Source organism: Mangrovicella endophytica, from assembly GCF_002893625.1.
GTDB lineage: Bacteria > Pseudomonadota > Alphaproteobacteria > Rhizobiales > Rhizobiaceae > Mangrovicella > Mangrovicella endophytica.
This window is the reverse complement of record NZ_PKMZ01000004.1, coordinates 1-20,801: the sequence shown is the minus strand read 5'-3', so window position 1 is coordinate 20,801 and position 20,801 is coordinate 1. Positions and strand designations below refer to the sequence as shown.

At 68.0% G+C, this 20,801-nt stretch carries 21 protein-coding genes and 1 pseudogene; 8 read left to right on the top strand and 14 right to left on the bottom strand.

Features of this window, described 5'->3' with window-relative positions; genetic code table 11:
* Positions 1-3: 3 nt before the first annotated feature.
* Together C0R46_RS11660 and C0R46_RS11655 are read right to left on the bottom strand one after the other, a co-directional pair.
* Entirely contained in the window at positions 4-1,104 is a 1,101-nt protein-coding gene (locus C0R46_RS11660; protein ID WP_102959819.1) for a quinone-dependent dihydroorotate dehydrogenase, read from the bottom strand.
* Entirely contained in the window at positions 1,101-1,448 is a 348-nt protein-coding gene (locus C0R46_RS11655; protein WP_102959818.1) for a DUF952 domain-containing protein, read from the bottom strand. The genes C0R46_RS11660 and C0R46_RS11655 overlap by 4 nt, the downstream gene beginning before the upstream one ends.
* 116 nt (positions 1,449-1,564) lie before the next feature.
* Here C0R46_RS11655 and C0R46_RS11650 point away from each other — a divergent pair, with 116 nt between their 5' ends.
* From C0R46_RS11650 to C0R46_RS11640, 3 genes are all read left to right on the top strand, one after another.
* On the top strand, positions 1,565-2,026 hold the full coding sequence (locus C0R46_RS11650) for a hypothetical protein (protein ID WP_102959817.1): 462 nt from the start codon (positions 1,565-1,567) through the stop codon (positions 2,024-2,026).
* Between the two features lie 57 nt (positions 2,027-2,083).
* Positions 2,084-2,452, top strand: a complete 369-nt coding sequence (locus tag C0R46_RS11645) for a secondary thiamine-phosphate synthase enzyme YjbQ (RefSeq protein ID WP_102960021.1) — start codon at positions 2,084-2,086, stop codon at positions 2,450-2,452.
* 193 nt (positions 2,453-2,645) lie between these two features.
* Positions 2,646-3,281 carry a response regulator gene (locus C0R46_RS11640; RefSeq protein ID WP_102959816.1) on the top strand — a complete coding sequence of 212 codons (636 nt, stop codon included), beginning with the start codon at positions 2,646-2,648 and terminating at the stop codon, positions 3,279-3,281.
* A gap of 21 nt (positions 3,282-3,302) precedes the next feature.
* Here C0R46_RS11640 and C0R46_RS11635 read toward each other — a convergent pair whose 3' ends face one another.
* Complete coding sequence (locus C0R46_RS11635) at positions 3,303-6,797, bottom strand: hybrid sensor histidine kinase/response regulator (protein WP_102959815.1); 3,495 nt, start codon at positions 6,795-6,797, stop codon at positions 3,303-3,305.
* A gap of 182 nt (positions 6,798-6,979) precedes the next feature.
* Between C0R46_RS11635 and mscL the strand changes: the two genes are divergently transcribed.
* The 3 genes from mscL to C0R46_RS11620 all read left to right on the top strand — a co-directional run bounded on the left by mscL (position 6,980) and on the right by C0R46_RS11620 (position 9,841).
* Positions 6,980-7,459, top strand: coding sequence for a large conductance mechanosensitive channel protein MscL (gene mscL / locus C0R46_RS11630; protein WP_102959814.1), 480 nt, complete (start codon positions 6,980-6,982; stop codon positions 7,457-7,459).
* Positions 7,460-7,568: 109 nt separating this feature from the next.
* Positions 7,569-8,738 carry a pyridoxal phosphate-dependent aminotransferase gene (locus tag C0R46_RS11625; protein WP_102959813.1) on the top strand — a complete coding sequence of 390 codons (1,170 nt, stop codon included), beginning with the start codon at positions 7,569-7,571 and terminating at the stop codon, positions 8,736-8,738.
* Positions 8,735-9,841 (top strand): AbrB family transcriptional regulator, encoded by a 1,107-nt coding sequence (locus C0R46_RS11620; protein WP_102959812.1) that lies wholly within the window; start codon positions 8,735-8,737, stop codon positions 9,839-9,841. The genes C0R46_RS11625 and C0R46_RS11620 overlap by 4 nt, the downstream gene beginning before the upstream one ends.
* On the opposite strand, the gene C0R46_RS11615 is transcribed toward C0R46_RS11620, so the two are convergent.
* The 4 genes from C0R46_RS11615 to C0R46_RS11600 form a co-directional block, all read right to left on the bottom strand.
* On the bottom strand, positions 9,815-10,090 hold the full coding sequence (locus C0R46_RS11615; protein WP_157944629.1) for a hypothetical protein: 276 nt from the start codon (positions 10,088-10,090) through the stop codon (positions 9,815-9,817). The genes C0R46_RS11620 and C0R46_RS11615 overlap by 27 nt on opposite strands.
* A gap of 131 nt (positions 10,091-10,221) precedes the next feature.
* Positions 10,222-11,499, bottom strand: a complete 1,278-nt coding sequence (gene hemA / locus C0R46_RS11610) for a 5-aminolevulinate synthase (protein WP_102960020.1) — start codon at positions 11,497-11,499, stop codon at positions 10,222-10,224.
* Positions 11,500-11,615: 116 nt separating this feature from the next.
* Positions 11,616-11,858 carry a hypothetical protein gene (locus C0R46_RS11605; protein WP_157944628.1) on the bottom strand — a complete coding sequence of 81 codons (243 nt, stop codon included), beginning with the start codon at positions 11,856-11,858 and terminating at the stop codon, positions 11,616-11,618.
* Between the two features lie 80 nt (positions 11,859-11,938).
* Positions 11,939-12,889, bottom strand: coding sequence for an NAD-dependent epimerase/dehydratase family protein (locus C0R46_RS11600; RefSeq protein ID WP_245413561.1), 951 nt, complete (start codon positions 12,887-12,889; stop codon positions 11,939-11,941).
* 122 nt (positions 12,890-13,011) lie between these two features.
* Between C0R46_RS11600 and C0R46_RS11595 the strand changes: the two genes are divergently transcribed.
* Together C0R46_RS11595 and C0R46_RS11590 are read left to right on the top strand one after the other, a co-directional pair.
* On the top strand, positions 13,012-13,566 hold the full coding sequence (locus C0R46_RS11595) for a sugar transferase (RefSeq protein WP_102959808.1): 555 nt from the start codon (positions 13,012-13,014) through the stop codon (positions 13,564-13,566).
* Positions 13,567-13,612: 46 nt separating this feature from the next.
* Positions 13,613-14,311, top strand: coding sequence for an endonuclease/exonuclease/phosphatase family protein (locus tag C0R46_RS11590; protein ID WP_102959807.1), 699 nt, complete (start codon positions 13,613-13,615; stop codon positions 14,309-14,311).
* A 94-nt stretch (positions 14,312-14,405) separates the two neighbouring features.
* Here the strand turns inward: C0R46_RS11590 and C0R46_RS11585 are convergent, their stop codons facing one another.
* From C0R46_RS11585 to C0R46_RS11555, 7 genes and pseudogenes are all read right to left on the bottom strand, one after another.
* Entirely contained in the window at positions 14,406-14,849 is a 444-nt protein-coding gene (locus tag C0R46_RS11585) for a MarR family winged helix-turn-helix transcriptional regulator (RefSeq protein ID WP_157944627.1), read from the bottom strand.
* Positions 14,850-15,073: 224 nt separating this feature from the next.
* Positions 15,074-15,826, bottom strand: a complete 753-nt coding sequence (locus tag C0R46_RS11580; RefSeq protein ID WP_198598310.1) for an ABC transporter ATP-binding protein — start codon at positions 15,824-15,826, stop codon at positions 15,074-15,076.
* Between the two features lie 68 nt (positions 15,827-15,894).
* Complete coding sequence (locus C0R46_RS11575; RefSeq protein WP_198598309.1) at positions 15,895-16,896, bottom strand: ABC transporter ATP-binding protein; 1,002 nt, start codon at positions 16,894-16,896, stop codon at positions 15,895-15,897.
* A complete protein-coding gene (locus tag C0R46_RS11570) occupies positions 16,893-17,753 on the bottom strand; it encodes an ABC transporter permease (RefSeq protein WP_102959804.1) in 861 nt (286 codons plus the stop codon). The genes C0R46_RS11575 and C0R46_RS11570 overlap by 4 nt, the downstream gene beginning before the upstream one ends.
* A complete protein-coding gene (locus C0R46_RS11565; protein ID WP_198598308.1) occupies positions 17,750-18,697 on the bottom strand; it encodes an ABC transporter permease in 948 nt (315 codons plus the stop codon). The genes C0R46_RS11570 and C0R46_RS11565 overlap by 4 nt, the downstream gene beginning before the upstream one ends.
* A 24-nt stretch (positions 18,698-18,721) precedes the next feature.
* Positions 18,722-20,242: an ABC transporter substrate-binding protein gene (locus C0R46_RS11560; RefSeq protein WP_425349885.1), complete on the bottom strand. Its 1,521-nt coding sequence runs from the start codon at positions 20,240-20,242 to the stop codon at positions 18,722-18,724.
* 323 nt (positions 20,243-20,565) lie between these two features.
* Positions 20,566-20,801: pseudogene (locus C0R46_RS11555) on the bottom strand (methyl-accepting chemotaxis protein); the annotation flags it as partial.

Sequence of the window (20,801 nt, the reverse complement as noted above, 5' to 3'; positions counted from 1 at the left end):
CGATCAGGCCGGCGGCGGACCCTTGGCCAGCACCGCTTCGACCCCGCTGTCACGGATCTCGCGGAAGCTCCTGAAATGCTGCTCGTCGAGATGGCGCAGCATGCCGGCAAGGATGCGCGCCGGCAGGTCCGGCCCGCCATAGACGAGGCCGGTATAGAGCTGCACCAGATCGGCGCCCGCCTCGATCTTGGCGATGGCCGTCTCGGCGCTGTCGACGCCGCCGACGCCGATCAGCGGCATGGCCGGTCCCAGCGCGCGGCGGAAGGCGGCGAGAACATAGGTCGAGCGCTCCATCAGCGGGCGTCCCGACAGGCCTCCCGCTTCGGCAGCGTTCGGATGCTTCTCGACGCCGCGTCGCGACAGGGTGGTGTTGGAGACGATCAGCCCGTCGAGCCCGTGCTTCGTCGCAGCATCCGCGATCGTCTCGATCTCGTTCTGGTCGAGATCGGGTGCGACCTTCAGGAACAGAGGCTTCTTCGGCATCGCCGAGATGGCGGCAAAGCCGTTTCGCGCGGCGACCACAGACTTCAGCAGCCGGTCCAGCTCGGACCCTTTCTGCAGGGCGCGCAGGCCCGGCGTATTGGGCGAGGAGATGTTGACCGTCAGATAGCCCGCCACCGGCTCGAAGAGGCTGATCCCCTCGACGTAATCGTGGATGCGGTCCGCCGAATCCTTGTTGGCGCCGACATTGACGCCGACGATGCCGGGCTTGCGCATGCGCGCCTGCAGACGCTCGAAGGCATCGGCATGGCCTTCATTGTTGAAGCCCAGGCGGTTGATGATGGCGCCATCTTCCACCAGCCGGAAGATGCGCGGCTTGTCGTTGCCGGGCTGCGGCTGCGGCGTGATGGTGCCGACCTCGACGAAGCCGAAGCCGAGCCGGAGCGCTGCATCCGGCACCTCGGCATTCTTGTCATAGCCGGCGGCCAGACCGAGGGGATTGGGAAAGGAGAGGCCGGCGACCGTGGTGCGCAGCCGGGCATCCACGGGAATATCGAGACGGGGCACGAGGCCGCGCCGCAGCGCCTCGATCGACAGCGTGTGCGCGCGCTCCGGATCGAGCCGGAACAGCATCGGCTTGGCCAGCCCGTAGAGACCCTTCATCGCACGCTGGCCGGAAACTGGTGATGGCCGTCGCCGCCGAGCGGCAGATCCTCGACCCAGCGCACGGCATCGAGCCGGAGCGGACCATAGAGATGCGGGAACAATGCGCCGCCGCGCGAGGGCTCCCATTTGAGCTCCGACCCGAGCGCCGCCGTGCCGACCGCCACGAGCAGGAGGTCGTCGGCGCCGCGGAAATGGCGCTCCGCCGTCTCGCGCACCTGCGCGCCGGTCGAGAAGTGGATGTAGCCGTCGGCGAGGTCGACGGGCGCGCCGGTGAAGACGCCGGCGGCTTCGGCATCGCGCCAGGCCGCCTTCGAGACTATCTTGTAGATCGGATCGTCCATGCGTTCCGGTTGCCAGAGGTGCAGTTGAAAAGCAACGGAGCCTGAGCGCAAGCGTTCCGCCATCGAGGCGGATCGGCAGAGGCCCGCCGACCCGCAGGACATGAGGAGGCAATGTCATGAAGCGATGGTCTGCAGCGACGGTGCTGACAGCAGCCGTCTTGACGGCGCAGCCGCTCGCGGCACAGGAATCGGCCGGCGCCGCGCCGTCCGCTCCGGTAAATGGCAGCAGCGAGCGCTATCAGGTGGCGCCCACCGATGGCGGCGGCATTGCGCGCGTGGACAAGCAGACCGGCACGGTCAGCATCTGTGCGGTCAGCGGTACGGGCATGTCGTGCCAGCCGAGCCGCGACGAGGCCGCGGCCCTGCGAGCGGAGATCGAGAAGCTGCAGGCGCGCGTCGACAAGCTCGAAGCCCGCGCCAGGGAGCGCGAGACGGCGGAGCAGGCGGAGGCGCCCAAGACGCTCGACCAGACGATCGATGAGATGAAGCGCGTCTTTCGCGCCTTCGGCGATGCGGCACGCGAGTTCCGTCGCGATCTGGCCGAGCCGGACGAAGGCCCGATGCCGGACCGGACGTAAGCCGTGCCGGATCGTCCCTATCTCACGACCTTTCGGGTGCGGACACCCGGCCGTGCCATGCTGGAGATTACCGACGAAGTCGCGCACCGCCTTGCTGAAGCCGAGGCGCAGGATGGTCTGCTGACGCTCTTCATCCGCCACACCTCGGCATCGCTCACGATCATGGAAAACGCCTCGCCCGACGTGCGGCGCGACCTCGTCGACGCGCTGGATCGTCTGGCGCCGGAGGATGCACCATACCGGCACGACGAGGAGGGGCCGGACGACATGCCGGCGCATGTGAAGACCGCGCTCACGGGCACTAGCCTTGTGGTCCCCGTGATGAACGGGCGGCTGATGCTGGGCACCTGGCAGGGTATCTATGTGATGGAGCACCGCGCTCGGCCGCATGAGCGGGAGATCGTGCTGCATTACGCCGGCCGCTGATCACCGGCCTTCGGCCGAGCCCTATTCGATCTCGACCTCGCAGCGTCTGGGATCTCGCATATCGGCTTGTCCACGAGTGCCGCGACAGGGCATGAATAGAATGAGCGTCGATCGTTGGGAGGCGGGCGATGCGTTGATCGCGTAAGGACGGCGGGGAGGAGATCATGCCGGATCGTGCCAAGAAGCCGGCGCCATGAGCCGGACCTTCATCGTCGCCGATGACCATCCGCTGTTTCGCGGAGCGCTGAAGGAGATCCTCGCCTCGCTTGCCGATTCCGTGACCGTCGAAGCGTCCGACTTCGACGATGCGGCGGCCGCACTGACTGCCCATCCCGATGCCGACCTCATGCTGCTCGACCTTGCCATGCCGGGCAATGGCGGCCTTTCCGGGCTCGCCGTCCTGCGGGCCGAACATCCGGGCGTGCCGATCGCCATCGTATCCGGCAGCGACGATGCGGTGGTGATCGCCCGGGCGCTGGAACTCGGCGCCTCCGGCTTCATCCCGAAGTCGGCGAGCCTCGACGTCATCCGGGACGGTATTGGCCGGCTGCTGGCCGGCGACGTCTTCCTGCCGGAGGGCTTTACACCGCCAAGCGAGCCGGATCCGGAACTCAGCAGCATCGCCGATCGCCTGCGCCGGCTGACCCCGCAGCAGACCCGGGTTCTTGCCATGCTGGCGCGCGGCCTCCTCAACAAGCAGATCGCCTATGAGCTCGACGTCTCCGAGGCGACGGTGAAGGCGCATGTCTCGGCGATTCTGCAGAAGCTCGGCGTCGACAGCCGCACCCAGGCGGTGATCCTCCTCGGCAAGCTCGGCTGGAGCCAGTAGGGAGCCAGTAGGGGAGATACTCTACTCGGCGGCGTCGCGGCTGATCCGCCGCCGTGCCATGGAGGCGCGCAGCGAGGCCGGCTTCAACGGTTTCGTCAGCACGTCGACGCCGAGCGCGGCAGCTTCGGCCGCAACGGCGGGCGAGCGATCCGCCGTGATCAGGATCGCCGGCAGCTCAGGTCCCAATGCGGCGCGCAGACGGCGGATGGCATCGAGCCCGGTTTCGCCGTCGAGATGATAGTCGGCCAGCACGATGTCGGGTGTCCCGCCGGCATCGCGGCAAGCCTCCAGTGCCGCCTCCGTTCCGCCGCTCACAGTGACGCTGCAGCCCCAGCCGCCGAGAAGCGTCGCCATGCCCGCGCGGATGGCGGCCTCGTTGTCGATGCAGAGGACGCGCGTTCCCCTCAAGGCATCGGCGCCATGCGGCGTGAAGCTTGCCGGCGCGCTCGCCGGCTCGGCCGGACGGCGTTTGACCTGCGGTATCGTCAGCCGGAAGGAGGTGCCCCGCCCGTGGACGGACTGCACCGAGACCGGATGCGACAGGACACGGGCGATGCGCTCCACGATCGACAGGCCGAGCCCGAGACCCGGCGCCGTCCGGCTGCCCTCGTCGAGGCGCAGGAACTCCTGGAAGATCGTGTCGAGCTTGTCGGCCGGGATGCCGATGCCGCTGTCGAGAACCTGCAGCTCGATCTGTCCGCCGCGGCGGTACCGGACACCGACCACCACCTTGCCGCCCGGCGTGTATTTCACAGCATTTGAAACGAGGTTCTGGACCAGGCGCCGCAGGAGGTTGCGGTCGGTGCGCACGGCCGCCTGCGTTGGCACCAGTCGAAGCGAGACGCCCTTGGCGGTAGCCAGCGGCCGCAGCTCGGCCACCACCTGACGCAGCAACGGCTGCAAGGGCACGTCGTCGAGTTGCGGTTCCATCGCGCCCGTGTCGAGGCGAGAGATGTCGAGCACCGCGCCGAGGATCGCCTCCACCGCTTCGAGCGAGGCGCCGATATGGCCGGCGAGTTCGCCGCCGTCGCCGCCTGGCCGGCGCTCCTGCAGAGCCGCGGCATAGAGCTTGGCGGCATTCAGCGGCTGCAGGATGTCGTGCCCCGCGGCGGCGAGGAAGCGCGTCTTGCCGAGATTGGCATCGTCGGCGGCCTGCCGCGCCTCCGCGAGGTCGGCATTGACCCGGGTGAGCTCGGCGGTGCGCAGACGCACGCGCTCCTCCAGCGTCTCGTTGAGGCCGCGCAGTGCCGCGGCGCGCCGGACCCGCTCGGTCATGTCGGAGACCGCCGCGACGAAGCCGCCGCCCGGCATCCTGTTGCCGCGGATTTCGATGATCCGCTCCGACTGTTCCAGCGTGATCTGATGTTGCGACGGCATGCGGCTGAGGCTGTCGAGGCTGCGGGCGGCATCGTCCCGGCTGATCTCGCCGGCAGCCACCAGTTCATCGAGGATCGATGTCAGCGACGTTCCGATTTGCGCGCCGTGTGGCGGCAGCAGGAGGAGATCGCGGAACTGCCGGTTCCAGAAGGTCAGGCGGAAGTCGGCGTCGAAGACGGCAAGGCCCTGCTCGACCTGGTCCAGCGCGACATGCAGGAGGTCGCGGTTGTAGCGCACCGCTTCCGAGGCATCGTCGAGAAGCCGCAGGGCCGATCGGCTGGCGTCGGCATGGCGCTGGAAGAGCAGCGACAGGACGAGGCGGGAGGAGGCCGAGCCGATGGCCGAGCCAAGCAGTTGCTCGCAGAAGCGCACCGTCGCGCCGTCGGCCGCCGATCGGTCGTCGAGGCGCCGGCCTTCGCTCTCCTCGAAATTGGCGAAGGCGCGCTCGGTACGCTCGGCGCCGAGATAGGGCGCGATGGCCGCCTTCAGCGCGCCGATGCTGACGCCCGTCCGCGGCGGCTTGATGCCCGGCCTTCGCGTCGGACGACGCTGCACGAAGAGGGCTGCCTGGATACGCTCGATGGGCGTTGCCGCGCGGCTGAGCGAGCCGGCGACGAGGCAGAGTGCATTGATGCCGAGGCTGGCGACGACGCCGTGCAGCAGCGGTTCGGCAGACAGGCCGAAGAGTGCCTGAGGCCGCAGTGCTGCAAGGCCGAACAACCCCTCGCGGATGATGGCCGACTCCGGCAGGAGCGCCGGCAGGAGCAGCGTATATCCCCAGAGACCGATGCCGGAGAGGAGACCGATCCGCGCCCCGCGCGCATTGGCGCGCCGCCAGAACAGGCCGGCAAGCACCGCCGGCACGAATTGCGCGATGGCGGCGAAGGACAGAAGGCCGATCGAGGCGAGCCCGGCACCCGTGCCGGTGGCTCGGTAATAGGCATAGCCGAGCAGCACGATCGCCATGATCGCGGTGCGCCGGATGTTGAGGATCAGCCGGGAGCGGTCGCCGGTGACCGTGCGCTGCGGCCCCATCCGCTTCAAGAGGAAGGGCAGCACCAGATCGTTGGAGATCATGATCGAGAGGGCGACGCTCTCGACGATGACCATCGCGGTTGCCGCTGACAGCCCGCCGATGAAGGCAAGCAGCGACAGGAGGTCGGCGCCTTCGGCCAGCGGCAGGGCCAGAACATAGAGGTCGGCGTCGGCGCTGCCGCCGAGGCGCAGCGATCCCGCAGCGGCGATCGGGATGACGAAGACGTTGATGGCGACGAGGTAAAGCGGGAACAGCCAGCGGGCGCGCCTGAGCTCGCCCATCGTGCGGTTCTCCACCACCGTCATGTGGAACTGGCGCGGCAGCAGGAGGATGGCACAGCCGCTGAGAAGCGTCGCGGCGAGGAAATTCCCGCTGACGCCGGTCGAGAAGGCGCTCGCAATGCGCGCATCGGCCACCGCGGCGCGCCAGAGTTCGCCCGGCGAGAACAGGATGAGGCTCGCCCAGATGCCGACGGCCAGGAACGCGCCCAGCTTGACCAGCGATTCCATCGCGATCGCGAGCACCAGCCCGTCCTGGTGCTCCGTCGCGTCGGCATGGCGGGTGCCGAACAGGATGGCAAAGATGCCGAGCGTCAGCGCCACAGGCAGGGCCAGATCGCCGAAGAGCGGCGGCAGCGGCAGCGGGATCGGACCGACCTGATAATGCACGACCAAGGCCGACACGCTGGTGGAAATCCCCTTCAGCTGCAGCGAGATGTACGGCACGGTGCCGACGAGGGCGATCAGCGTCGCGATCGAGGCGATCGAGGGGCTCTTGCCATATCGCGCCGCGATGAAGTCGGCGATCGTCGTGATCTTTTCGGTCTTGGCCAGTCGGATGATCCGACCGATCAGCTGCGGCGCCAGCAGGAAGACTGCGATCGGACCGATATAGATGGCAAGGAACGAGAAGCCGTCGCGGGCGGCACCGCCGACCGAGCCGAGGAAGGTCCACGAGGTGCAGTAGACGGCAAGGCTGAGCGAGTAGACGCCGGGGCGGCTGGCGGCCCGCCGCTTTGCCGGTCGTCGGTCGCCGAAGTGGGCGACCGCGAAGAGCAGCAGGAGATAGGCGATCGCGGCGAGGGCGATCTGACCGCTAAGCACGGGCGCTGCTCCATCCCATGCTGGGGCGGCTGTCGCGCGTAGCGCATGCAAGCGACTGCTTGCGCCGTGGCTGGAGCCGGCGCGGCCACGTCCCTATAGTCGATGCCGCACCAAGGCGACCGTGCGCGGCTTTGCGCGCGCGGCAGTGCCAGGCTGTCATCCGCAGGGACGTAAGGATCGCCATGCTGAAAGAGTTCAAGGAATTCGCCCTCAAAGGCAACATGATCGATCTGGCCGTCGGCATCATCATCGGTGCGGCCTTTTCCGGCCTCGTCAACTCGATGGTCACCGACCTCGTCATGCCGGTGATCGGCCTCATCACCGGCGGTGTCGATTTTTCCAACAAGTTCGTGCCGCTGGCCTCCGGCGTAACGGCGACATCACTCGAGGCGGCGCGTGAGCAGGGCGCCGTCCTCGCCTATGGCAAGTTCCTGACCCTCGCCATCAACTTCCTGATCGTCGCCTTCGTGCTCTTCGTCGTGGTGAAGGGCATGAACACGCTGAAGCGAAGGGAGGAGGCCAAGCCCGTTGCCGCCGAGGATCTGCCGCGCGAGGAGAAGCTCCTGGAGGAGATCCGCGACATCCTGGCCGGGCGTGCGGCAGCCGTTGGCCCTGCGAGGGCCGCCGATCCCGTCGCGCCGGTGATGCCGACGCGTCCGTAGCCTCTCGTGGGGTTCTCCGCCGACGCTCGTCCGAGGGCTTGACGGCGACTGCGGAAAGGCAGATTCGACGAATCTCCCGTCTCAGGACCACTCCCCCGAAGGCCTTCAGATGAGCCATCTTCGTCGCCTGCGCCCAGAGGCGCTGGCAGCGCCCGAAAGCGGCATCGTCGCCGTGATGAACTATGCCCGCGGCCGTCCCGGCCTCATCCCGCTCTGGGCGGGCGAGGGCGACCTGCCGACGCCGGCCTTCATCGCCGACGCAGCGGCGGCGAGCCTGAAGGCCGGCGAGACCTTCTACACCTGGCAACGCGGCATCCCCGAACTGCGGCAGGCGCTCGCCACCTATGCCAGCACGCTCTACGGCAAGCCACTCGATGCCGATCGCTTCTTTGTCGTCGGATCCGGCATGCAGGCGATCCAGATCGTAATCGACGCGCTGGCCGGGGCCGGCGACGAGGTCGTCTATATCGGACCGGCCTGGCCGAACATCTCGGCTGCCGTGGGCGTGGCTGGTGCAACGCCCGTGGAGGTCGCGCTCGACTGGACCGAGACCGGCTGGCAGCTCGACCTCGGCCGCCTGCGCGCCGCGATCGGCCCGAAGACCAAGGCGCTCTTCGTCAACACGCCGTCCAACCCGACGGGGTGGACGGCCGACGAGTCGACGCTGGCCGCGATCCTCGGCATCGCCCGCGAAACCGGCACCTTCATCATCGCCGACGAGATCTATTCGCGCTTCTACTATGCCGGCGAGCGTGCGCCGTCCTTCCACGATGTGATGGAGGCTGACGAGCCGATCTTCTTCGTCAACTCCTTCTCCAAGAACTGGGCAATGACCGGCTGGCGCGTCGGCTGGATCGAGGCACCGGCCGCCTTCGGCGACGTGATCGAGAACCTCGTGCAGTACTCGACCTCCGGCGTTGCGGCCTTCATGCAGCGCGGCGCCATCGCGGCCCTCGAGCATGGCGAAAGCTTCATCGCCGAGCAGGTGGAGCGGGCGCACCGCGCGCGCGACATCTTCACCGCGGCGCTGCTCGGCACCAACCGGGTCTCGATGGTGCCGCCGGCCGGCGCCTTCTACGCCTTCTTTGCGATCGACGGCATCGACGACACCAGGGCCGCCGCCTTCCGCATCGCCGACGAGGCGAATGTCGGTCTGGCTCCGGGCACCGCTTTCGGCCCGTCCGGCGGCCGCTTCATGCGCGCCTGCTTCCATCGCCGGCTTGACGAGGTGGAAGCCTCAGCGAACCGGCTCGCCGAGTGGATCGGGCGTTCGGTTTGAACTCGCAGACGCGTCGGGCAGTCCAGGCAGGCATCACACTCCTTATCGCAGCGGCGGGCGGCGGCATCGCGGCGCTCCTGTCGCTGCCGATCCCCTGGCTGCTCGGGCCCACTATCGCAGTGTCGCTCGCCAGCATCGCGGGCGTGCATGCGCTGGTGCCGGAGCGGCTGCGCGAGATCGTGTTCTTCGTCCTGGGCATCCAGTCGGGATCGGCCGTCTCGCCGGAGGTGCTGGGTCAGCTTGCGATCTGGCCATTCTCCTTTGCCATGCAGATGGCGGGGGTTCTGGCTGTGGTGGTGCTCACCTTCGCTTTCCTGCGCCGCGTGTATGGCTGGGATCGGCAGACCGCGCTCTTTGCGTCCCTTCCGGGTGCCTTGTCCTTCGTGCTGGCGGCGGCAACGGAGACCCGTTCGGACATCACCCGCGTCACGGTCGTCCAGAGCGTCCGGCTGCTGTTCCTGATCGGTGTGCTGACGCCGGTCCTCTCGACCCTCGAAGCGCGCGATGACGCCGTTCCGGTCGCGAGGGGAACCGCCATCAGCCTCTATGACGGCAGCCTGCTCTTTGCCGTCTGCCTCGTCCTGGCGATCCTCGGCCGCTGGTCGCGCGTGCCGGGCGGGCTGATGCTGGGGGCACTGATGGGCAGCGCGGTGCTGCACGGCTCCGGCATCACGACGGTCGCTCTGCCGATCGCCATCACCATCCCGGGCCTCGTCGTCCTCGGCGCCCTGATCGGCTCGCGCCTGCGCGGTATCCACCGCGGCGATCTCCTGCGGCTGCTGCCGGCCTCCGTCGCCGCCTTCGTGATCGGCGTCGTCGCCTCGGGCGCGGCGGTGCTGGGCGCCGTCGGTCTGCTCGGGATCGAGCCGGGCAAGGTGGTGCTCGCTTATGCGCCCGGCGCGCTGGAGGCGCTGACGGTGCTCGCCTACCAGTTTGATCTCGACCCTACCTATGTCGCGGCCCACCATGTGTTCCGCTTCATCTGCATCGCGATGATCGTGCCCTTGCTGGCGCGGCGCTTCCCGAAGGTCGAGCCGCCGCTGCCGGCCGAAGTCGCCGAACGCCAGGCGCTGCCCTCAGGCGTCGATCGCGGCGAAGACTGAGTGCGACGGGGCCTCGGCCTCGCCGCCGGCAGGGCCATAGGACACGATCCACGCCTTGAAGTCGCTGGACAGCTCTTGGAAACGCGGCTCGGCGCTTGCGGCCACGAACACTGCTTCGCCCGGCTGAAGGTCGAAGCGCTCGTTCCCGAGGGTCAATGCAGCCGTACCGGCAGTCACGATGAACAGCCTGTCCTGACTGGAGGTTGCGGCAGCACCGGAGTTGTCAGAGGACAGCGCCGAGAGTGTCATCGTGCCATGCGACAGCGCAGAACCTCCGGAGGCTCCTTGCGAGCCGCCGGTTGCCAACAGATCCTGCAGCGAGCATTTCATGACGATCGTCCCATCCTGCCGTCCTGCAGATTGCAAGGCGGCGGGAACGGTCAGCCGCCGGCTTGCGACACCACGAGAGGGGTGATGGCGGCGGAACGCTCGACCTGGGCCGGCCGTTCCGAAGCGAAGGCGATGCCGAGCGTCGTCCAGGTCTCGATCAGCGCGTCTTTCAACGTGTCGATCAGCGCGTCGCTGTGGAACGGCGTCGGCGTGATGCGCAGCCGCTCGGTGCCGCGCGGCACGGTCGGGTAGTTGATCGGCTGGATGTAGATGCCGTGCACCTGCAGGAGCCGGTCGCTCGCCTTCTTGCAGAGATCGGCGTCGCCGACGAGAACGGGCACGATGTGCGTGTCCGACGGCATCACCGGCAGGTTGACCGCCGCAAAGACGCTCTTGGTGCGGGCGGCCTGGCGCTGCTGGGCGTCGCGCTCGCTCTGAGAGCGCTTGAGGTGCCGGATCGAGGCCGTCGCCGCGGCGGCAAGCGCTGGCGGCAGCGCCGTGGTGAAGATGAAGCCCGGCGCATAGGAGCGCACCGCATCGATCAGCGCCTTCGAGCCGGCAATATAGCCGCCGAGTACGCCAAAGGCCTTGGCGAGCGTCCCCTCGATGACGTCGATGCGGTTCGCAACGCCGTCGCGCTCGGTGATGCCGCCGCCACGCGCGCCATACATGCCGACGGCATGGACCTCGTCGATATAGGTCATGGCGTTGTAGCGCTCTGCGAGATCTGCGATCGCCTCGATCGGCGCGATGTCGCCATCCATCGAATAGACGCTCTCGAAGACGATCAGCTTGGGGCGGTTCGGCTCGGCCGCCGCCAGCAGCTCTTCGAGATGGGCAAGGTCGTTGTGCCGGAAGATCTGCTTCTTGGAGCCCGACTTGCGCACGCCCTCGATCATCGAGGCGTGGTTCAGCTCGTCCGACAGGATGAGGCAGTCCGGCAGCAGCTTGGCAATGGTCGAGATCGCCGCCTCGTTGGACACGAAGCCGGAGGTGAAGACGAGCGCCGCTTCCTTGCCATGCAGGTCGGCGAGCTCACGCTCCAGCTCGACCAGCGGATGGTTGGTTCCGGAGATGTTGCGCGTGCCGCCGGCGCCCGAGCCCATGGCCGAGGCGGTTTCGCACATCGCACTGATCACATCGGCATGCTGGCCCATGCCGAGATAGTCGTTGGAGCACCAGACGGTGATCTCGCGGGTCGCCTCGCCATCGCGCCACAAGGCGACGGGGAACCGGCCGACGATGCGCTCGAGATTGGCAAAGACGCGGTAGCGCTTCTCGACGTGAAGAGCATCGATCGCCGACTGGAAGTGCCGTTGATAATCGATCATTCCGGGAACTCCTTCAGAAGCGTTCTAAAATGCCGCTCCCGTGAAGTCCATGTTTTTGCCGTGCCATTTCGAACCGGCCGCCGTGCGGTGAGCGCATGGGCAGCGGAACGCCGTCAGTCTCTGCCCCCGCTTCCATCTCCGCCCTCCGACGAAGCGTCGCCCGCACCGCCGCTATCAACCCGCGAAGCCTCGGTAGCATCGTCCGTCTCCGGGGGATCACCGGCGTCATCGGCCATCATGGCGCCAGACCGCCGCGCGCGCGCCTGCTCCTTGCGGCGCTTGAGGTTCTCGCGCAGCTGATCCTCGAGCCGCTGGCGGCGGTTCGGCTTGGCGGGCTTGCCGGGAGCGTCGGTCACGCCATCAGTCTCCGGATGTTCGGGCTGCATTCGATGGCACCGTCGGAGCTCGGAAGGCAAGTCCGGTTCAGCCGCAGCGCTCAGCGCACGTCGCCGCTCTCCACCATCAGCCGGATCGACTCCAGCGGCGGCCGCAGCGGCTGCCACCTCAGTGCGGCGCGCGCCGCAGAGGCATCCACCACGAACGGCTCGAGGACGCGGCGCAGCGCGGCGCCGCGTCCGAAGGCGCCGGCCAGCGATCGGGCCATGCCGAACGGGCCGGGGAAGACATGGGCCTTGCGCCCGAGCGTTGCGCGAACGACGGCAACGATCTCCGGTAAAGCTACGGCCGGCTCATCGGCCAGAAGCAGGACACGATCGGCAGCCTCTGGCGCGTCGACGGCAAGCCGGATCGCCTCGACGCAGCCTTCCACCGACAGGAGGCTGCGTCGCGCATGGAGATTGGCGATCGGCAGCGGCGCCGGCGATGCGGCGAGCCGGATGAGCGCGGCTATACTGCCGCGGCCGCCCCGCCCGAAGACCGGCACCGGGCGCAGGATCACCGCCTCCGTGCCGCTGCCGGCGAGCGCATCGCGGACGGCAGCTTCGGCGGCCAGCTTGGAGGAGGCGTAGAGATCCTGCGGCGCCGGCTCGTCGGCTTCGCTGATCGCACCTGTGCGTTTGGGCGCATGCACATTGGCGCTCGACAGGAAGATGAAGCGGCGCACGCCCTCGCTTGCGGCACGCCGCGCCAAGGCATGCGTCGCCTCGACATTGGCCTGCATCAGGCGGGCTTCGTCCTGGCTGTCGCTATCGCCGCGCACCGGATTGAGGGCGGCGAGATGGATCAGCGCATCCACCCTGTCAGGCCATTCCCGCCAGCCGTCGATCCGGGCGAGGTCCGAGGGGCCGACCGCGACCTGAGTACCGGCCATAGAGGGAGAGGATTGAGCAGAGCGGCCACTGCGGGCCAGGCGAACGACCGGCCGACCACCCTTCACGAGCTGCGGCAAGAGATGCGAGCCGATGAAGCCGCTGGCTCCCGTCACCATGATCGTCACGCAGTCTGCCTTTCCGCTACCCGCTGCTCTGCCGTCGTGGCGGAGTAAGCGCTTGATCGCCGCCAGCCGGCGAGACAAGGTCGCGCGCCGTCGATGCCGCAGATTGAGCCGCCATGAAACGTCTTTTCGATGTCACGTTCAGCCTGCTGGGCCTCGTCGGTGCGGGATGGCTGATCGTCGTCCTCGCATGGCGGATCAGCCGTGACGGGGAGGGCCCCGGCCTCTTTGCGCAGACGCGGGTCGGCCGGCATGGGCGGACCTTCACCTGCTACAAGCTGCGCACGATGCATGCGGCAACCGTCAACGCCGCCTCGCACGATACGCCGGCCTCCGCCGTCACCGAGTTCGGCCGCTTCCTTCGCCGTACCAAGCTGGACGAGCTGCCGCAGCTCTGGAACGTGCTGAAGGGTGACATGAGCTTCGTCGGGCCACGCCCCTGCCTGCCGCTGCAGCACCAGCTGATCGAGGAGCGGCGGCGGCGGTGCGTCTATTCTGCCCGCCCCGGCATCACAGGGCTCGCGCAGGTGCAGGGCGTCGACATGTCGGAGCCGGAGCGCCTGGCGGTGATCGATGCCGAATACGTTGCTACCCGGAGCTTCTTGGGCGATCTGGCGCTGATCCTGCGCACCGTCGCCGGTGGCGGCCAGGGCGACCGGGTAGCCCGATGAGCGGGCGCCCGGTGATGAGCGTCGCTGCGACGGTGCCGGTTGATCGATGCGGCAGCTGACAGTTGCCAGCTGGAACATCCATGGCGGCATCGGCACCGACCGGCGCTGCGACCTCGGCCGCGTCCTCGACGTCATCACCACCTTCGACGCCGACATACTGGCACTCCAGGAGGTGGATGGGCGCAGCCAGTTCGGTCGCCAGAAGAACGCCTTCGAACGGCTCACGGCAGCGCTCGGCGGCCACATCGTCGAGGCGCGTACCATCCGCCGGCAGGACCGCGACTACGGGCATCTCCTCTGGAGTCGCTGGCCGCTCGAAGAGACGAGCGTGCACACTCTGCCGGGGGGAGGACTGGAGATGCGGGCGACGATCGAGGCGAGAGTGATGACGCCGGGCGCGCCGCTTCGGGTGTTCGCGACTCATTTCGGATTAATGGCAGGTGCGCGCCGGCGTCAGGCGGCCTTCCTCGCCGCGCTTGCGCGGACGAGCCGGGAGCCGGTGCTCATCCTTGGCGACTTTAACGAGTGGCGCCGGCGAGGGCCTGTGCATGCCGCCTTATCGGCGGTCCTGCCGGAATGCGCTGCACCGCTGACCTGGCCGGCTCGCCGGCCGCGGGTGCCGCTCGACCGCCTCTACGGTTCCACCGGGCTCGACCTGGAGATCGTAGCGGACGACGGCCGCATGTCTGCAGCCGCGATGGCCTCCGATCATCGGCCGGTCCTGGCACATTTGCGGGTCGGTTGATCCGCCGCACGGCCATCAAGCAGCGACGGCTTCTGTGCCTCACTTCAGGGCCACGAGGTCGGCTTGGATCCGACCCCGCAACGCGGCACCGGCTTCAGGCGGATGGCGTCTCGGTGTCGCTCGGCATTGTCGCGCGAATCGCGATCTCCAGCCCCTTGGCGAAGACCTCGCGCTCGTGGCTGTCCATGGCATCGAGCGCCACCGTGATCCCCTTCAGAGGGTCATCGCCGAGCAGCGCCAGCCCGGCGGGAGTGAGGTCCAACTGCTCGGCACGGCCGCGTCCCATGGTTCCGACTTTTACGAGCAAACCCTTGCTGACCAGCGTTCGCACGGTACGTGCGACCGCACCGGAGGCCAGGCCCTGAAAGCGTGCGAGGTCGATGGCCGTGCGAAGCTGCGTCGGCGCAGAGTGCACGTAGCGCAGCGCCGCCCACTGGGCCGGAAAGAGGTCAGCCGCATAGCCCTGCGAATGGATTCGGCGGGCGACTTGCTCCAGAAGGCTCGTCAGTGCGGCTGTCGAATTGAGATTCTGTGTCAAGATGAGGTTCTATCGTTCGCTTCGCTGACGGTTGTGGGGGAAACCTTCACTCGGCGTTTCTGCAACATTCACGCCGCCCGCTCCACCGATTTTCTGCAGTGCACAATGAGCAATTAGTGCCACAAAAAGGGCGATCTTGAGGAAAACATTTTCAGGATCAACGGATTGCCGCGGCACGTTGACGCGCCTTGCCTAAGAGCATTGTTTCATTCTCTCCACGACTTTCAGCGTGGATAATGAATTTTTTCTTTCAGCTGGTCTGTTGAAGCCAGCGATACGGCATCCTGTTCGAGCAACGCGGCCGTCACTGCGGACTGGGGGCGGGCGAACACCTCGCCCGTTCGTCCCGTTTCCACGATGCGCCCGCGATGCAGGATGCTGACCGTATCAGCAAGTGCAGCCACCACCGCGAGGTCGTGACTGATGAAGAGAATGGCCAGACCACGGGTCTCCTGCAGGTCCATCAGAAGGTTCAGGACCTGCGCCTGAACGATCAAGTCGAGCGCGGAGGTCGGCTCGTCCGCGATGATCAGCGAGGCGTTCGTCGAGAGTGCGCGTGCGATGGCGATGCGCTGCCGCTGGCCGCCGGAGAACTCGTGCGGAAAACGGTCGCCGTCGGCTGGCTGCAGGCCGACGCTGGCCAGCAACGCATCGACTTTTTCACGGCGCTGCAGGCGTGCGAGACGTGGCTCCAGCAGCCCCATCGGCTCGGCAACGGTCTTCCAGATCCGTTGCCGCGGATCGAGTGACCCGCCGGGGTCCTGAAACACCATCTGCATCTGACGCCGGACCTTCGTCAGCGCCTCGCCGGACGCGCTCTGAACGTCGACGCCGCCGAGGAGCACCGTTCCGGAATCGGGTCGATCGAAGCCCATGACGATGCGCGCCAGAGTGGACTTGCCCGAGCCGCTCTCTCCCACGAGCCCGTGAATGGAGCCGGCTTCGACGGTCAGCGAGATGTCGTCGAGCGCGAGCACGCCGGCGCCGCGGCCAAAGCCGCGCGGAGGGTGGCGCTTGCTGAGGCCGCGAATGTCCAGAAGTGGGCTCATGGCGCTGCGGCCACCTCTTCGGCCCGTATGCAGCGAACGCGGCGATCTCCGTTGCCGAAGTGGCGGAGCGCCGGCTCGGCGGCTTCGCAGGCATCGATGCGGTAAGCGCAGCGATCGGCGAAGCGGCAACCCGGCATGCCTCTGACGGCACTCGCCGCACGCCCCGGGATTGCCGGCAGGCGCGGCCGGCGGCCGCCGACAGCGGGCGAGATCCATGGCCGCGGCGCCGCCGCAAGCAGCGCCTGTGTGTATGGATTGGCAGGAAGGCCGATCACCTCTGCCGTTTCGCCACTCTCGAAGACGGTGCCGCCATAGAGAACGAGCAGCCGTCGCGTCGCCCGTGCGATCATTCCGAGATCATGGCTGACGAGAAGGAGCGCCATCGAGCGCTCGGCCACCAGTTCGGCCAGGGTGTCGAGAATGGTGCGGCGAACCGCGGCGTCGAGCGCCGTGGTCGGCTCGTCGGCGATCAGCAGCTTCGGCGAACGGGCCAGCGCGATGGCGATCATCACACGCTGGCGCTGTCCGCCGGAAAGCTGGTGCGGGTAGTCGTCGATCCGCGTGCCGGCGTCGGCTATCCGCACGCGGTCGAGGAGATGCAGGGCCTGGCGGCGGGCATCAGTCGCCGAGACCCCGTCGAGGAGCACCAGCCCCTCGGCGATCTGGTCGCCGATGCGCATCGCGGGATTGAGCGCCGTGCCGGGCTCCTGGAACACCATGGCGATCTCGCGGCCGCGCAGCTTCAAGCGCTCCGGCTCGCTGAGCTGGGTGATGTCGCGGCCGTCGAACAGGATCGTGCCGGAGACGGCGGCGTTCGACGGCAGGAGGCCGATCAGCGTCAGGGCCAGCAGCGACTTGCCGGAGCCGGATTCCCCAACGAGGCCGAGCGTCTCGCCGGCCGCAAGATCGAAGTCGATATCCGACAGGATCGGCCGCATCGCGCCGTCCGGGCGAGACAGCGCCACGGCAAGCGAGCGGACCGACAGGAGCGGACTCACGCCGACACGTCCCGGCGGACGTCCAGTCGGTCCCGCAGCCCGTCGCCGAGGAGATTGAAGCCCGCAACGATGAGCGCGATCGTGATCCCCGGCGCCAGCGCCATCCAGGGCGCCAGCGTCAGATAGGTCTGGGCATCGGCCAGCATTCGGCCAAGGCTCGGCGCCGGTGGCGAGATGCTGAGTCCGAGGAAGCCGAGGCCTGATTCCGTCAGGATCGCAAGGCCGAGCTGGATGGTCACCTGCACGAGGATGGCGCCGGCGATATTCGGCAGCACGTGGTCGACGGCGATCCTTGCGGCATTCTTCCCAGCGCCGCGAGCGGCGAGGATGTAGTCGCGCCGCAGGATGCGCTTGGTGTCGGCGCGGGCAAGGCGAGCGAAGACCGGCACGGTGAAGAGGCCGATCGCGACGGTGGCATTGAGGCGACCGCTGCCCAGCAGCGCGCTCAGCATCATTGCGGAGAGGATCGGCGGGAAGGCGAAGACGGCATCCATCATGCGCATCAGCAGCGCATCCAGGGCACCGCGGCGCATTGCGGCGACAATGCCGATCAGGGTTCCCGTCGCCGCGCCGAGGACGACGGCGGCAACCGCGATCGACAGCGAATTGGCCGTTCCGACCATCAGCAGCGAAAGAATATCGCGCCCGAGCTGGTCGGTCCCGAGCAGCCCCTCGCTCAGCGGCGGCTTCAGTTTGGCGAGGATGCGCAGCCGCGTCGGCACCTCCGGCGTCCAGAGCAGGGAGAGGAGGGCGACCGCCACCAGTGCGCCGGTGAGGATCGCTCCCGTCAGGAGCCGTCCGTGCCTGAGCAGGGCGAACCGCCGCGTGCCCGGCATCGATGGGACCGCCGCACTCATGCCGCGTTCCGGAGCCGCGGATCGAGGGCAAGATAGGCGAGATCGACGAGGACATTCACCACGATCGCGAGGGTGGCGAAGAGAAGCACGACGACCTGCATCACGGTGACGTCGCGCTGGGCGAGGGCCTGCATCGCGAGGCGTCCAAGCCCTGGCAGGCCGAAGACGTTCTCAACGAGGACCGCGCCGGCGACGAGGAACGTGAACTGCAGCCCGATGATGGTGATCACCGGCAGAAGCGCGTTCGGCACGGCGTGGCGCCACAGCGCCTGGCGGCGGCTCAGTCCCTTGGCGCGGGCGGTGCGGACGAAATCCTCGCCGAGCACCTCCAGCGTGGCTGTCCGCGTGACGCGGGCCAGCACCGCGGCCTGTGGCAGCGCCAGCGCGATGCTCGGCATCAGGAGGGCCGTGAGGGCCGGTGCGGCGCCTGCCTGCCAGCCGGGAAAACCGCCGGAGGGCATCCAGCCGAGCGTTGCGGCGAAGACGAGGATGAGCAGGAGACCGATCCAGAAATTCGGCGTGGCGATGCCGAGCTGAGCAAATAGCGACACGCCGGCATCGACCGCGCTGCCGCGACGAGCCGCGGCGGCCACCCCGAGCGGCAGGCCGAGGAGAAGCGAGATCAGGATGGCCATGGCGGCCAGCGGCAGCGTCACCGCGGCGCCGGCGAGCACCAGCTTTGCCACCGGCACGCCATAGGTGACGGATCGGCCGAGATCACCGGTGAGGAGGCCGGTCAGCCAGGCCGCATAGCGGAGCGGCAGCGGCCGATCGAGCCCGAGCTCGCTGCGCAGCGCCGCCAGCGTGTCCGGCCGCGCCGAGGTTCCGAGCATGATCGCGGCGGGGTCGCCCGGCAGGACGCTCATCACCAGGAAGACGGCGGCCGAGATTGCCAGCAGCGTCAGGACGAGGCCGAGGAGGCGGGTCAGCACCGGCCTCAGCACGGCATCAGGCTCCGGCCAGTCGCCCTATTCGTCCCAGGTGACGTCGGACAGGTCATTGGATGGGATCGGCTCGTTCACCCAAAGCCCCTTCAGCTTGGCGTCCCAGACGCCGAGCTTGGGCATGACGAAGAGGTAGAGAGCCGGAACGTCCGCGGCGAGCATGCGCTGCGCCTCGCCGTAAAGGGCAAGGCGAGCGGCCGTGTCGGTCGTGCGTTCGGCCTCGGCCACGGCCTTGCTGAAGGCCGGATTGTCGTAGCCGAAGTAATAGTCGTCGCGCGCATAGATGCCGATGTCGAGCGGCTCGGCATGGGCGACGATCGTCATGTCGAAGTCATGCCCCTTGAAGACCTCCGAGATCCACTTGCCCGGAAACTCCGTCGGGACGATCTGGAGCTGCACGCCGATCTCGGCCAGCATCGCCTGCAGCACCTCGGAGGTGCGCGTCGCGTAGGACATCTGCGGCGTCTTGATCGTCAGCGACAGGCCGTCGGGGTAGCCGGCTTCGGCCAGCAGCGCCTTCGCCTTTTCCGGATCATAGGGATAGACGCCGGTCGTATCGACATAGCCCGGATCGTTCGGCGTGTAGTGGCTGCCGATCGGGGTGCCGTAGCCGGACCAGGCGCCCTCGATCACCGTCTGCCGGTCGATCGCCATCATCAGCGCCTGACGAACCTTGGGATTGTCGAACGGCGCCTTGCGCCCATTGAGGCCCGCGACGACCTTCAGCTCGGTGTCACCGACGCTCGTTGTGAGACGCGGGTCGCCCTTGAAGGATGCGAAGAGCTCCGGGGCGCCAAACTCCGGGAAGGCATCGACGTCGCCGCTCTTGACCGCGGCGGCCTGCGCCTGCGCATCGCTGATGAAGCGGAAGGTCGCGGTGCGCAGCGCCGGCCGGTTCTCGGCATCCCAGTAATCTTCGTTGCGCACCAGCTCCAGCCGGTCGCCCTGCCGCCAGCTCGCCAGTTTGAACGGCCCGGTGCCAACCGGCTGGCTCTTGTTGGCGTCGGCGGAGCTCGGCTCGACCATTACCGAGGAGGGCCAGCCGAGCCAGTAGAGCAGGTTGCCGGCAGGGCTCGACAGGTGGAGGACGAGCGTACGCGGATCGCGCACCTCGATGTCGGAGATGACCGAGAAGAACTGCTTCTGCGGGTTCGTGGAATCGTCGCCCCGCGCCCGGTCGAGAGCGAATTTCGCGACCGTCGCATCGAACGGAACGCCATTCGAGAAGCGCACGCCCTCGCGCAGCTTGAAGAGGTAGGTGCGGCCCTCGTCGGCGATCGTCCAGCCAGCGGCGAGTTGCGGCTGCACCTTGCCATCCTGGTCGATCCGCGTCAGCCCCTGGAAGACGTTCTGCCAGGTGACCTGGCCGATCGCGGCCGGTGCGGCAACCGTCGGATCGAGGCCGGTCGGCTCGATGCCCATGCCGATCACCACCGTGTCCTTGGGGGCAGCGATCGCCGGCAGAGCTGCAGCGAAGTGGCCGGCCAGGGCGAGTGACAGAGCAGCCAATCCGAAGCGCAGGCTGTGGCGAGCGGTCGTCAACATCAGGATGGTCATGGCGTCTCCCGGCGCGAACATGATCAGGCTGTGCCGCGCGAAGGCGGCGTCGGCTGCGCGGCCACACATGGCATTCCTTGATCGAAGATGAAAGCAAGGCCGGCATCTAATCTGCCCTGCGGCAGATGCATCGGTGCCGATACGGCATCACCGCTCGCAGCATCCGCGGCGAGGTCGCGTGTGGTGCGCATACTCGGCCGGTCCCGCAGGGCTTGTTGTTGTGCTGGGCAGGAGCCTCAGGGGCGAATGAGAAAGGCCCGCCGGGATGCCGGCGGGCCTTGTCTTGGACGCAAAGGAGAAGAGCCTTCGGCTCAGAACTCCTCCCAGCCCTCTTCGGCCGGCTTGCGGGCCGCGTTGCCGCCACCAAAGGCGGTCGTGCGCATCTGCACCACTGCTCCGTTGCCGCGGGCCGGTGCCGGCCGTGCGGAGGCCTTGCGGGCCTGGGCGGCGTGGCCGGCGGCCGAGGCGGTGCGGAACTGGGCGATGAGGTCGGCCAGCTGGTCGGTCTCGGCGGCGAGCGTCTGCGCGGCGGCGGTGGCTTCCTCCA